The 12,987-nt window shown below is 66.4% G+C and carries 10 protein-coding genes; 6 read left to right on the top strand and 4 right to left on the bottom strand.

What is annotated here, in order from left to right; translation table 11 throughout:
* Positions 1-263 precede the first annotated feature (263 nt).
* Positions 264-419, top strand: coding sequence for a hypothetical protein (locus tag PV646_RS37690; protein ID WP_500347102.1), 156 nt, complete (start codon positions 264-266; stop codon positions 417-419).
* Positions 420-628: 209 nt separating this feature from the next.
* Here the strand turns inward: PV646_RS37690 and PV646_RS37685 are convergent, their stop codons facing one another.
* The 4 genes from PV646_RS37685 to PV646_RS37670 all read right to left on the bottom strand — a co-directional run bounded on the left by PV646_RS37685 (position 629) and on the right by PV646_RS37670 (position 5,564).
* The gene (locus PV646_RS37685; RefSeq protein ID WP_500347100.1) at positions 629-928 is read right to left on the bottom strand and encodes a hypothetical protein; all 300 of its coding nucleotides are present in this window, start codon (positions 926-928) and stop codon (positions 629-631) included.
* 334 nt (positions 929-1,262) lie between these two features.
* Positions 1,263-3,512, bottom strand: coding sequence for an AAA family ATPase (locus PV646_RS37680; RefSeq protein WP_500347098.1), 2,250 nt, complete (start codon positions 3,510-3,512; stop codon positions 1,263-1,265).
* A gap of 94 nt (positions 3,513-3,606) precedes the next feature.
* A complete protein-coding gene (locus tag PV646_RS37675; RefSeq protein WP_500347097.1) occupies positions 3,607-4,875 on the bottom strand; it encodes a sensor histidine kinase in 1,269 nt (422 codons plus the stop codon).
* The gene (locus tag PV646_RS37670) at positions 4,872-5,564 is read right to left on the bottom strand and encodes a response regulator transcription factor (RefSeq protein ID WP_500347096.1); all 693 of its coding nucleotides are present in this window, start codon (positions 5,562-5,564) and stop codon (positions 4,872-4,874) included. The genes PV646_RS37675 and PV646_RS37670 overlap by 4 nt, the downstream gene beginning before the upstream one ends.
* A 191-nt stretch (positions 5,565-5,755) precedes the next feature.
* On the opposite strand from PV646_RS37670, the gene PV646_RS37665 reads away from it, so the two are divergent.
* The 5 genes from PV646_RS37665 to PV646_RS37645 all read left to right on the top strand — a co-directional run bounded on the left by PV646_RS37665 (position 5,756) and on the right by PV646_RS37645 (position 12,951).
* A complete protein-coding gene (locus PV646_RS37665) occupies positions 5,756-6,961 on the top strand; it encodes an ABC transporter ATP-binding protein (protein ID WP_500347095.1) in 1,206 nt (401 codons plus the stop codon).
* Positions 6,958-8,259: an ABC transporter substrate-binding protein gene (locus tag PV646_RS37660; RefSeq protein ID WP_500347093.1), complete on the top strand. Its 1,302-nt coding sequence runs from the start codon at positions 6,958-6,960 to the stop codon at positions 8,257-8,259. The genes PV646_RS37665 and PV646_RS37660 overlap by 4 nt, the downstream gene beginning before the upstream one ends.
* Positions 8,256-9,560 carry a carbohydrate ABC transporter permease gene (locus tag PV646_RS37655; RefSeq protein ID WP_500347092.1) on the top strand — a complete coding sequence of 435 codons (1,305 nt, stop codon included), beginning with the start codon at positions 8,256-8,258 and terminating at the stop codon, positions 9,558-9,560. The genes PV646_RS37660 and PV646_RS37655 overlap by 4 nt, the downstream gene beginning before the upstream one ends.
* 50 nt (positions 9,561-9,610) lie before the next feature.
* Positions 9,611-10,477: a carbohydrate ABC transporter permease gene (locus tag PV646_RS37650; RefSeq protein WP_500347705.1), complete on the top strand. Its 867-nt coding sequence runs from the start codon at positions 9,611-9,613 to the stop codon at positions 10,475-10,477.
* Positions 10,478-10,599: 122 nt separating this feature from the next.
* On the top strand, positions 10,600-12,951 hold the full coding sequence (locus PV646_RS37645; RefSeq protein ID WP_500347091.1) for an NB-ARC domain-containing protein: 2,352 nt from the start codon (positions 10,600-10,602) through the stop codon (positions 12,949-12,951).
* The last annotated feature ends 36 nt before the right edge of the window (positions 12,952-12,987 follow it).

Genomic DNA, 12,987 nt, shown 5'->3' with positions numbered 1-12,987 from the left:
TGTCTGTGGGCGCGAATCCGGCGTTCATCGAAGACTTGATATCGAAAGGATACCTTGTGTCGCACGTGAAGAAGTTCGTTGCGCTGGCCGCTTCTGTCGGCCTCGCTCTCGTGGGAACCGCTGCCACCTCAGGTACCGCACAGGCGGCAACCGAGCGCTTCAGGGTGTGCAACTACGGGTCCGACTACCGAGTTGCCGCGGTCTTTCCGGATAGGGGCTCCAGTACCCCTACGGTCCCGTACGGCCTGTGTGCGACTTCAACCGTGCAAGCGGGAACGAGGTTCTACCTGGCAGCCTACGACGTGAACTCCTCGCTGGCCCGCTTCACCGGTCTTGACAGGACCTACAGCTCCGGCCGGACTCTGGTGCAGACCTGGGCGAGTTTCCGCACGTTCACGTACGGCAAGCTTCCGTACTGACGAAACTGACACGTGAAACCTCGTCCCTGGAGCGTTTTCCGTCGCTTGGCGACGCTGCGGGGACGAGGTCTCATATCGCGCCGCACACTGCCTCCGCGTCTCAGGCAGCGGACGATCTGAACGCACTCAGCCGTGAGGGTTTCCGTCGGCGACGGAAACCCTCACGGCTGTGGGCCGATATAGCCCGGCCCTGCTCGCGACACGTCTTGTCAGCGGCCGAACCAAAGGTAGTAGTAAGTCGCTGAGCCGCTCTTGACGGTCTGTACCTTGTAGGTCTTCCACTCTCGGGCGGCAATTCCCTGGCTGCCTCGGCTGCTGGCGGCCGAGTACGTCGTGTACCAGGTGTAGTAGTACGGCGTGCTTGAGCTCGGGGGAGTGGTTGCCGCGGGTGCGGTCGTACCGGGAGCGGCGCCCGCTCCCGGACCCGAACCCGCGGCGAGTGCCGCTGGTGTGGCAAGAGTGAGCGTGGCGGCGACGAGCGCGGCCGCCGCAGCGAACTTGCGAAGCACTGGTTCTCCTCTCGGAAATCGGCTTTCGATACCGAGAATCTTCGTGCATCGCGTGGTCGATTCGGACCGGGTTCATGGCCTCGGTGCCCTGTGTGGCCGCGATGTTCGCCCGAGTGGGCGGGTGACCAGGTAGAACGCGGTGGCCGATCGGGTATTTGCGGGAGTTTCGCAACACGCGGCCGGTATACGGGTTCGGCGTTGTTCTGTCGCGATTCTCTTGGGTGTCCGCGGAATGAATCCACGATGAAGCTCGGATGAGTGGCGGTCAGGTGTCGAGGTCGGGTTCATGCGGACATGCACCGCCCCAGGGATACCCAGGGGCGGTGCATCGGGTCTAGTCGAGCAGGTCGAGTTCGGCTTTCGCGCGATCACGGTCCGCGCCGCTCGCAGGGCCGGTGAACAGTTCGAGCGCGTTCGTCAGACACTCGCGGGCTTGGACGAAGTCGCCGGCGTGCCGCCAGGCGATGCCTTCGGTCAGGGCCAGCTCCGCCTCGCTGCGGAACACCGCGGCCTGGTCGTCGGGCTGAGCCGACCGTGCCGCCTGGTAGCTTCTCGCCGCTTCGTCCCAGCGCTGCAAGCCCGACAGACAGTCGCCCACGCTCGCCAGCAGCAGTACCCGGGCTTTTCTCTCCATGTCGGGGTTCGTCTCACCAACCCGGTCCTCCAACTCGGCGAGCATCGACCGGTGGACCGCGAGTGCCTCTTCCAACATGCCGACTGCCAGCAGCGCAGCACCGTAGGACACGGCCATCCACGACCTGAAGCCGAAGAAGTCGTAGCTCGCGGACATCTCGTAGGCGATCCGGTTGCGTTCGAGCGCCTCTGGCACCCGGCCGAGGTTGAGCAACACCAGGCCGGACGCGCAGTTCGCGACCATGATTCCCCGGTGATAGCCGTTCTCCTCCGCGATCTCGATCGCGGAGGAGAGAGTCGCGAACGCGAGTTCGTGATCATGGGTGATGAAGCTCTGCAGCCAGCCCACCTGGTTGAGCGAGTCCACGACCTCGTCCTGCGACCGCAGCGCCCGTGCGGCCTCCAGTCCGGCGGAGTGGACGGCGAGCCAGTCGTGTTCGACCTCGCGGCTCTGGGCGTAGCGCTGGATGTACCACGAGAAGTCGAGGACCTCGCGGTGCCAGCCGAGTGATGCAGCGCTCTGCTGCACCGGGAACCATGTCGTCGCCTCCTGGACCAGCCAGCCGCGCGCTTCTTCCAGCGAACGGAACGGGTTGTTCTCGGGGACGTCACGGACATCGGCGAAGAACAGCTTTCCCGCCGCGATACCGCGGTCGAGCACGTGGTGATAGAGGCTGTCGCGCAACTGGTCCCGGATGTCCGCCGGTTCCTCCGCGGCGAGGCGTTCGCGGGCGAAGATCCGAATCAGGTCGTGGAACTGCAGGCGGTTCGAGAGCGAGGTGACGGTCAGGAACGAGGCCTCCACGAGATCGTCGAGCACCAGGCCGACCTGGTCCACCCGCAGTCCGCAGACGAGCGCCGCGAACTCGTCGTCGAAGTCCGCGCCGGGGATCAGCGCGAGGCGGCGGAACACCGTCCGAGCCTGCGCGGGCAACTTCTCGAAGGAGATCGTGAACGCGGAACGCAGCTGAAGGTCGTCCGCCGTCAGCGAGTCCAGCCGGGAGCGTTCGTCACGCATCTGCCGCACGATCGCGGCGACGGAACGTGTCCCGCTCGCGAGCCTGTTTCCGATGATCCGTACCGCCAGCGGCAGGTTGCCGCACAACTCCACGAGTTCGTTCATCGCCTCGGGCTCGTTCCACTCGGCCGTTGCGCCGACGATCGAGCTGATCATGGCGATGGACGCACCCGCGACCAGGACCTCCAGGGGCAGCCAGCGCGCGGACTCCAGTCCGGCGAGCGCGCGGCGGCAGGTGATGATCGTCAGGCCTTGCGCTCCGGTGCCGAGCAGCGGCCGAACCTGGGACTCGTTCGCCGCGTTGTCGAGCACGATCAGCACTCGGCGGTCGTGGATCAGCGTGCGGAACATGGCGCCGCGTTCGTACTCGTCCGCCGGGATGCGGTTCGTCTGCACCCCGAGCGCTGTCAGGAATCGTTCCAGGGCGGCGCCGGTGGTCAACGGCTGGTCGTCGACACCGCGAAGGTCGATCGCGAGGCACCCGTCGGGGAAACGCGCGGCGAGGCGGTCCACAGCGGTCGCGGCGAGCGAGGTCTTGCCCACCCCGGGAGGACCCGAGATCACCACGATCCCTCCGGATTCCGCCTCCCGCGACAGCTGGTCCAGCTCCGCGTTCCTGCCGAACAGTTCGGGCACGCTGGGCAGGCCGTGCAGCGTCGTTCCACCGGACGCAGCGTCACGAACCGACCGGCGCCGTGCCCTCTTGGCGAGCGACAGGAAGGACTCCCGCTCGTCCGGTGACAGCCGGAGCGCGGTCGCGAGCAGCTCTGTCGAGCGTGCCTGCGGTGCCGACGCACGTTCGCGTTCAAGATCACGCAGGGCGCGGATGCTCATCCCGGACGCGCGCGCGAGTTCGGTCTGTGACAGGCCCGCCACGGTTCGATATCGGAGCAACTGCTGGCCGAGTGACAGTTCATCGATCGAATCGGACATCTCGATCCCTCCGCCGATGGGCTCTACGACAGGCCTATCGGCAGAGCAACGTCCGTTGATACAAATGCTCTGGGTGCGCCTCGACGCGGGTCGGTCAGCCGTTCCGCTGACGTCCGTTGTTCTTCGACCACAGGCGCCAGGCGCGCGGGTCCTCCGGGCTCTGCTCGCGGCCCGCCTCGCTCATCTTCAACCGCACGCGCGCGCCGCCGAGCCTGCCCTTGTCGACGATGATGCGGCCACCGGTGGCCTCAACGGCCGATCTGGCGATGTCGAGGCCGAGGCCGGTCGACCCGCTGCCGCTCGCTCCCCGGCGCAGGGCACCACTGGGGTCGGCGACACCCGGCCCGCCGTCCTCCACCACCAGCGTGATCCACCCCGCGTGCCGCACGATCTCGACCGCCACCGGCGCGGACGGAGGTGTGTGCTGAAAAACGTTGGCCAGGAGAGTGTCGACGACCGCGTCGACGTCCTCCCGGCTGAGCGGGACAGCGGTCGGCTCATCCGTGAGCGCCACGTCGAGGGACCGCTTCTGGGTTTCGGCATAGGACGACCAGAACGTCATGCGTTCCTTGACTGCGGCGGTCAGATCGCAGCTCAGTGCCGTCGTAGCCGTCTTGCTGGGGCGAAGGGAGTGGATGATCCGGTTGACGTCCCGTTCCAGCGCGCCGATGGACGCGCGGATGCGGTCAGCCGTCTCCCCGGACTCGATCGCGTCGGCGTCGAGGCGCAGCGCGGTGAGTGGAGTGCGGAGCCTATGAGACACGTCCGCGACCATCTCTCGTTCCTTGGAGAGCAGATCCTCCGTGCGGTCCGCAGCCGCGTTGATCGCTTCCGCGAGTACCTGCAACTCGTGTGGACCGTTCACCTGCACTCGGCCTTGGCCGTCTCTGGCCACCTCGGTCAGCATCGTCAGCGCACGAGCGACAGGAAGGAGCGGACGTACGAGGAGCGGCACCGAACCCGCCACGGCCATCACGGCCGCGACCGCCAGAACAGTGATGGTGATAGCGGGGAGGTGGGCGGGTGTGGCGACCACCGACACGACGGCGTTGTTGCCGTCCTCGGCACGGGCAGGCAGCGAGAAGGCAGGGGCACCGCTGCTCATGCCCAATACGGTGCCGTTGACGAGCCGCACCTCCAGCCGCCCGCTCCTGCCGGCCGAGGTGCGGCCGATCGCCGCCCGGATGACGTCCGCATCCGAGGTCGCGGTCAGCACCTCCGCCACGATGGTGGCGTCGCGGATGTCTCTTTCGCGCGCGAGATCGTGCTCGTACCAGACCACGAGCGCGACGGCAAGTATCACGAGGACCGCTGCCACAGCGCCACACGCGCGGAAGAACGCGTAGGTGGCGAGACGTCTCATTCGGGTTCCGTGAGGCGGTAGCCAACCCCGCGGATCGTGTGCAGGTAGCGCGGCGCGGCTGCGGTCTCGCCAAGCTTGCGCCGCAACCACGAGGTGTGGACGTCGATCGTCCGATCGTCCGATGTGGACGCGTGGTCCCACACCGCGTCGAAAAGCTCACGCCTGCTGACGACGTGACCGGGCTTCTTCGCGAGGTAGGCGAGCAGGTCGAACTCCCGCCTGCTGAGGTCGAGCATCACGCCGGCCAGGGTCGCGTGGCGCCTGCTCAGGTCGACGCGGAGGTCGCCGAGCTCGATGATGTCGTCGGCTTCGTCGTTCGCGGAGGCTGGCTTGCTGCGACGCAGCAGCGCGTTGATCCGTGCGGCGAGATGTTTGCTGGAGAACGGTTTGACGATGTAGTCGTCAGCGCCCGCGTTCAGCGAACGCACGACCGAGCTTTCGTCGCCACGGGCCGTAGCGACGATTACCGGGACATTGCTCACGCTGCGGAGCATCGTCAATGCGACGACACCGTCGAGATCAGGCAGGCCGAGGTCCAGTACCACGATGTCCAGCTCGTTCGCGGCGGCCTCCTGCAACGCGGCTGCCGCGGTGCTCACGGCTTGCGTGACCAGGCCGAGTCCCCGCAGTGCTTGCACGAGCGCAGCCTGAACCGCCGGATCGTCCTCGACCACAAGCGCGTTCGGCATGGCAGGAGCGTAGGTTCGACCTGGGTTGCTTGTCGGTTAATTAGGGGTTTCCGGACAGGCGAACATTCCCTAACGCCCCTTATTGCGATCGTTCTCGGCTCTTAGGACTCGGTTAAGGCAGACCGGCCTAGGTTTTCAGCCACACCGCGACTTGCGGTGCCCCTCGTTCACACAGCGTCGTGGAGTTGGTTGTGGCGGAACTCGTGCTTGCCGGACTTGGCAAGGCTTACGGCGACGGCACTCGTGCCGTGACGAACCTCGACCTGAACATCCGGGACGGCGAGTTCCTCGTTCTGGTCGGGCCGTCAGGGTGCGGGAAGACGACCGCCCTGCGGATGATGGCGGGCCTTGAGAGCATCACCGAGGGCACGATCCGCATCGGTGAACGCGTGGTCAACGACGTGCCGCCGCGCGATCGAGACGTCGCGATGGTGTTCCAGTCCTACGCTCTCTACCCGCATCTGAACGTCTATGACAACATCGCGTTCGGCCTGACGTTGCGCAAGATGCCGAAGAAGGAAATCGACCAGCGAGTGCGGCGGGTCGCCGAGGTGCTGGAGCTTTCCGACCATCTTGAACGCAAGCCCCGCAACCTGTCGGGAGGGCAGCGCCAGCGGGTCGCGATGGGACGGGCGATGGTGCGGGCGCCGCAGGCGTTCCTGATGGACGAGCCTCTGTCCAATCTGGACGCGAAGCTGCGCGTGCAGATGCGTGCCCAGATCGCGCGAATGCAACGCGATCTGGGCGTGACCACCGTCTACGTGACGCACGACCAAACAGAAGCGATGACGCTGGGCGATCGTGTCGCGGTGATGAAGCGAGGCGTGCTGCAACAGGTCGGCCCGCCTCAGGAGCTCTACGACCGGCCGGTGAACCTGTTCGTCGCGGGATTCATCGGATCTCCCGGCATGAACCTGTTCGTCGCGAAGCTGGTCGAGGACCAGGACGGCCAGTACTGGGTGACGCTCAACTCGGATGCCCTGCGACTGCCGGAGTCGGTGCTGCACGAACGCCCGGCGCTGGCGAAGTACGTCGGCCAGAACGTCGTGCTGGGAATCCGTCCTGAGGACATGGAGGACGCGGCTCTCGTCGACCAGGTCGAGGGGGCGCTCCTGCACTCGGTCGCCGACCTCGTGGAGGCGATGGGCTCCGACATCCTCGTTCACTTTCCGGTGGACGCCGAGGCCGCCGACACCGACGACACCCGCGCGCTCGCCGAGGACTCCGGTGCGGACGACGTCGCCGGTGCCGGCAAGGGCACCGTCCTCGTGGGGCGGTTCAGCCCGCGTTCGCGCATTTACGAGGGACAGCAGGTCGCGACCTGGGTCGACACCTCACGCCTGCACTTTTTCGACCCGGCCACCAGCACCGCCATTTGGAACGAGGAGATGTCATGAAGAGACGAAGCATGATCGCGGCGTTGTGCGCGCTGGCCTTTGCCGCGACCGCCTGTGGTGCCAGCACGGCCGGCGGTGACGGTGAACTGAAGGGCCAGTCCGCCGACGTCATCGGCACCTGGTCAGGTGAGGAGCAGGTGCGCTTCGAGAAGGTGCTCGCCGCGTTCTCAAGAAAGACCGGGGCTCAAGTCAGATACACAGGAGCGGGTGACGAACTGCCGACCGTGGTCCAGACCAGGGTCTCCGGAGGCACTCCGCCCAGCGTCGCGCTCGTGGCACAGCCCGGGTTCGCAGCCCAACTCGCCAAGTCTGGTGCCATCAAGCCGGTGAGCGCCGAGGTCGAGGACGCCGTCGGCGACAACTACGCGCCGATCTGGAAGACTCTCGGCAGTTTCGACAAGAAACTGTACGGCGTCTACTTCAAGGTCGCCAACAAGTCGACCGTTTGGTACAACAGGAAGGCGTTCGAGGACGCCTCCCTCTCGGTGGACCAGCCCGCCTCGTGGGAGAAGTTCCTCGAAACCTCCCGTGCGCTCGCGGACGCGGGCGTGCCCGCGGTGTCCATCGCGGGCGCCGACGGCTGGACACTCACCGACTGGTTCGAGAACGTCTACCTGCGCAGCGCGGGCGCGGAGAACTACGACAAGCTCGCCAAGCACGAGCTTTCCTGGACCGACCCGTCCGTGCGCGTGGCGTTGCAGGAGCTGGCGAAGCTGTTCGGCGATCAGCGACTGATCGAAGGCGGCGCGTCAGGTGCGCTGCAGACCGAGTTCCCGAAGTCGGTCACCAACGTGTTCGGCGAGCCGCGCAAGGCGGCGATGGTGTTCGAGGGCGATTTCGTCAGCGGCGTCATCAACTCCAGCACCAAGACCGTCGTCGGCGGTGACGCGACGTTCTTCTCGTTTCCCGCGGTGAACGGAAGTGCTCCCGCGGTGGTGACCGGTGGGGACATGGCCGTCCAGTTCAAGGACGACGAGGTGACCAACGAGCTGATGAAGTTCCTCGCCTCGCCTGAGGCAGGCTCGGTGTGGGCCGCCGAGGGCGGGTTCCTCTCGGCGAGCAAGGGAATCGAACCGGCGTCGTACCCCGATGACGTCACGCGTGAGCTGGCTCAGCGCATCCTCGACGCCGGCGACAACGTCCGGTTCGACCTGTCCGACCTCACTCCCGCCGCATTCGGTGGCAGCAAGGGCGCGGGCATGTGGAAGGCGTTGCAGGACTTCCTCGCCGATCCCAAGAAGATCGACGAGACGATGGAGCGCCTTGAGGCAGCGGCTGTGAAGGCGTACACGTCGTGACCCATGCCCTGCGCGGACGTCGCAGCGTGGCCGAGCCAGGGCGATCCCCCGGTAAGGCCGTGCTGTTCCTCCTGCCCGCACTGCTGATCCTCGGTGCGCTGGTCGTCTATCCGCTCGTGTACTCGTTGTTCCGCAGCTTCTTCGACGCGAGCGGCAGCCGGTTCGTCGGTCTGAGCAACTACGTGGAGACGTTCACCGACCCGAGGACGTTGATCGCGTTCCGCAACAACGTGATCTGGGTGGTCGTCGCGCCCGTCGCGGTGACGTGTCTGGGCCTGATCTTCGCGGTGCTCACCGAGCGTATCCGGTGGGCCACCGCGTTCCGGCTGATCCTGTTCATGCCGATGGCGATCTCGCTGTTCGCGTCGGGGATCATCTTCCGGCTCGTCTACGAGGAGGACCCGGAACGCGGTGTCGTGAACGCGGCGATGGTCGGTGTCCACGACGTGTTCGCTTCGCCGTCGCCCTATCCCGGCGCGCGTCCGCGTTCGGGGTTCGACGCCGGCGAGGACGGATACACCGGTACCGCCACGGTGTCTCGCGGTGGAGTGGTGTCGCTGCCTCTGGTCGGGTACTCCCGCCAGCAGTTGCCAGACAGCGCGCGGCCCGTCTCACGGCCTGAGGCCGGCGGCACCGAGGTGCGCGGGGCCGTGTGGCTGGACGTGTCGGCGGGTGGCAAGCCTGGTCAGATCGACCCTGCCGAGCTCGGGTTGCCCGGTCTCACGGTCGAGCTGCTGCGCGACGGAGCCGTGGTGTCGAAGACGATGACCGGTGACGACGGGCGGTTCACCTTCCCCGACCTCGGACCAGGTGAGTTCTCGGTGCGCCTGCCGGCCGACAACTTCGCGTTGCCGTTCCGTGGCCTGACCTGGCTCGGTCCGACGCTGGTCACCCCGGTGATCATCTCGTCCTGGATCTGGATCATGACCGGTTTCGCGATCACGTTCATCGCCGCTGGGCTGTCCGCGATTCCCCGTGACGCCCTGGAAGCGGCGCGAGTGGACGGGGCGACCGAGTGGCAGGTGTTCAAGCGGGTCACGGTGCCGCTGCTGGCCCCGGTCCTGCTCACCGTGTTCGTCACCCTGGTGATCAACGTGCTGAAGATCTTCGAGTTGGTCTTCGTGATCGCGCCGGGGTCTGTCCAGGAAGAGGCCAACGTGCTGGCACTGCAGATGTGGCAGGTGTCGTTTGGCAGCGGTGGCGATCAGGGCGTCGGCAGCGCGCTGGCGATCATCCTCTTCCTGCTGGTCGCCCCGGCCATGCTCTACAACATCCGCAGGTTCCGACGGGAGCGATCGTGACCACCGTGCTGTCTCACGAGAAGCGTGAAGTTCGCGTTGTCGACGTTCCGGTGACCGGCTCGCCGAAACGCGGCCCGCTCACCCGGTTCGTCTCGAAGCTCGGCAACGGCGCGGTGCAGGTAGGACTCGCGGTGGTCGCGGTGTTCTGGCTGATGCCGGTGTTCGGGCTGCTGGTCGCGTCGCTGCGCAGCGAACAGGCCAACACCGCGAGCGGCTGGTGGACGATCTTCACCAAGCCGGCCGAGGTCACCCTGCAGAACTACGCCGAGCTCGCGGGGAACGAGACCATCTGGCGTTCGTTCCTCAACACCGTGTACATCGCGGTGCCCGCGACGTTCCTCGTGGTGGTGATCTCCGCGCTGGCCGCGTACGCGTTGGCGTGGATCGAGTTCCCTGGTCGTGACTGGCTCACGGTCACGGTGGTCGGACTGCTGGTGATGCCGATCCAGGTCGCGCTGATCCCGGTGGCGAAGCTGTTCGGGGCGTTGGACCTGTTCGGGACCATCGCGGGGGTCGTGCTGTTCCACGTCGCGTTCGGGTTGCCGTTCGCGGTGTTCCTGCTGCGCAACTTCTTCACCGGCATCCCGGTCGACCTGGTGGAGGCGGCGCGGATGGACGGCGCTACCGAGTGGGTCGTGTTCCGCCGCGTGATCCTGCCGATCGCCAAGCCCGCGCTGGCCTCGCTCACGATCTTCCAGTTCCTCTGGGTGTGGAATGACCTGCTGGTGGCGCTGGTGTTCGCCGACCAGGACTCCGCGCCGATCACGGTGGCGCTGAGGTCTCAGCTGCGGCAGTTCGGTGCCAACATCGACCTGCTCTCCACCGGGGCGTTCCTGTCGATGGCGGTGCCGCTGGTCGTGTTCCTCGCGTTCCAGAAGTACTTCGTCCAGGGAGTGCTCGCGGGTTCCACCAAGTAGGTTTGGTCGCCAGCGAGACGACGGCGCGTGGTCCGGGGTCCTCCCGGCCGCGCGCCGTCGTCGCGATGACGGCTTCCGAAGATCGTGATGAGGTGCCCCGTCGAGCGTGCACCGCCAGACCGATGATCATCTGTCTGATTGCAACGAAATGGACGCTTCGCGGCAAGCGTCCTTGCCACCGGCGACAGGCAGGAAGTGCACTGTCGAGTATGAGCGATCCGCATGTTTCGCAGCAGCGAGAGCAGAGATCGGCTTTCGGACAGACCCTCCTCCGGCATCGAACGGCGGCAGGACTGTCACAAGCGGCGTTGGCACTGGCCTCGGGCATGAGCGTGCGAGCGCTCAGGGAACTGGAACGTGGTCGTGCGGCCGCGGCGCAGGAGCGTTCGACCGACCTTCTGGCCGATGCCCTCGGCCTCACCGGGGACGAGCGGGTGTCGTTCGTGATGCTGGCGAAGCAGGGACGCCGCCGGTCAGCGGAAGCGGAGAACAGGGCGGTGCTGTTCGCGCTGTCCAGCGCGCCGACGCTGGTCGGGAGGGAAGCCGAGCTTCGTGGACTGAGCGAGCAGGCCGAGACGGGCGGCGTCATCGTCATCACGGGACCTCCTGGCGTCGGGAAGACGACGTTGGCGGTGGCGGCCGCAGGGCATCTCGAAGCCCGGTTCCCTGACGGATGCCTCGCCGTCGATCTGCATGGTGCCGACAGCCAGCCGGTGAACGCCGGCGTCGCTCTCGAACGAGCGCTGACCTCGCTGGGCGTATCCCGGGAGCGGATGCCCGCGGCACAGGATGACCGCGGTTCGCTGTTCCGAACCTTGCTGCGGGACCGGCGTGTTCTGCTGGTTCTGGACAACGTGCTCGACGAGACGCAGATCAGGCCACTGCTGGCCGACAGCGAGCACAGCCTGACGATCGTGACATGTCGTCGGATGCTGACCGGTCTGGACTCGGCGCACTGGCTACCTCTCGACATGCTGTCCACGACGAAGGCGGTGGACCTGGTCGCGTCGATCGTTGGCCGAGAGGTGGTCCAGGCCGAACCGGAGGCGGCCCAGGAGCTCGTGACCCTCTGCGGAAATCTGCCGCTCGCGGTGCGGATCGCCGGCAATCGCCTTGCCACGAGGCGCCGAGGGTCGATCGCCCACCTCGTCGGGCAGCTGCGTGACGAGCGGAACCGACTGGACTCACTGTCAGCTGGTGACCTGCATCTGAGGTCGGCGTTCGCGGTGTCACTTCAGATGTTGCCGGCGCGCGAGCGGGCTGTGTTCCGTCGCCTCGCCGTCATTCCCGGATCTCATTTCGACGATGAGCTCGCCGCCGTGGCGACCGGTGAGCCCGCGGACGAGATCGGTGCGGTACTCGACGCACTGGTGGAGGTCTCACTGATCAACATCACGACCGCTCCAGCGCACTTCCAGTTCCACGATCTGCTGCGCCTCTTCGCGCGTGAGAGCTGGGTCGAAGAGGAACCAGAGCACGTGCGCGACCAGCTTCGCGATGCTCTGTACACCCATGTCCTCAGCCAGGGCACGGCAGCGGGCACGCTGTTCTTTCCCGCTGTGCGTGAGGCGCAGGAAGGGAACCCGTTCCAGTCACAGCGGGAGGCGGCAGCCTGGCTGGACGAGCAGGCTACGACGTGGATCGCCGTCGCCAGGGAAGCAGCGGCACTGGGCTGGTACCGGACGGTGTACGAGTTCGTTTGGTCGTTGCACCGCTACCTGATCGGACGAGAGTTCGAAAATCGGTGGGACGAGGTCTTTCTGCTCGGCCTCGAGGCGGCCAGAGAGCTTGCCGACAGTTTCAAGGAGGCCGAAATGCTCAGCGTCCTGGGATGGACGCAGCACGCGTCGGCCAACGACAGCGAGCGCGCGCTCGTGACTCTGAAGGAAGCGCGAGTCCTGGCCCAGAAGATCGACTACCAGAGGATCGTGGCAGCGTCGCATGCGAGCAGCGGTCTGGTGCTCGCGAGTCTCGGGCGAGTCGAGGAGGCGATCGAGCACAGCAAGCTGGCCTGTCGGTTGTCGGTCGGCCGCGACTTCTTCGAGGAACGGATCTGGATGTCTCTCTCGCTGAGCACGACGCTGCTGGCCGCGAGCGAGTTCGACGAGGCGCTGGACCTGCTCGGAGCGCTGCGCCTTGAGCTGGACAGCCGGCGCACCCAGACGAACCAGGAGTTGGCGACCAAGATAGGCGTGCATCTCCTGCTGCTGATGGGTGACTCTCTCAGCGGTCTGAAACGCTGGCCAGAGGCGGCCGAGGCATATTCGGAGGTGCGCTCGCATCCGGCGGTGCGACAGGCGGGCTATCGCAGTGAGTGGGAACTGGCACTGAACGAGGGCACGGCATGGCGCAACGCGGGCGAAATCGACCGCGCGCGAACATGCCTGACCTTCGCCCGAGCCAAGCTCCACGGACCGGCTGACCACGTCGAGAGAGAACGTGTCGACGCCGAGCTGGCTCACCTGCCGCAGTGACGCGGCTGCGTTCCACCGCTCTGCCGGGTGGTGCCG

This window comes from Streptomyces sp. ID05-26A, from assembly GCF_033794685.1.
GTDB lineage: Bacteria > Actinomycetota > Actinomycetes > Mycobacteriales > Pseudonocardiaceae > Lentzea.
The sequence above is the reverse complement of the archived record's forward strand: the minus strand, read 5'-3'. Positions and strand labels throughout refer to the sequence as shown.

Coding starts and splice junctions, on each gene's coding strand:
- PV646_RS37680 (WP_500347098.1), bottom strand. CDS start 3,512: ATGTCCGATTCGATCGATGAACTGTCACTCGGCCAGCAGTTGCTCCGA.
- PV646_RS37675 (WP_500347097.1), bottom strand. CDS start 4,875: ATGAGACGTCTCGCCACCTACGCGTTCTTCCGCGCGTGTGGCGCTGTG.
- PV646_RS37670 (WP_500347096.1), bottom strand. CDS start 5,564: ATGCCGAACGCGCTTGTGGTCGAGGACGATCCGGCGGTTCAGGCTGCG.
- PV646_RS37660 (WP_500347093.1), top strand. CDS start 6,958: ATGAAGAGACGAAGCATGATCGCGGCGTTGTGCGCGCTGGCCTTTGCC.
- PV646_RS37645 (WP_500347091.1), top strand. CDS start 10,600: ATGATCATCTGTCTGATTGCAACGAAATGGACGCTTCGCGGCAAGCGT.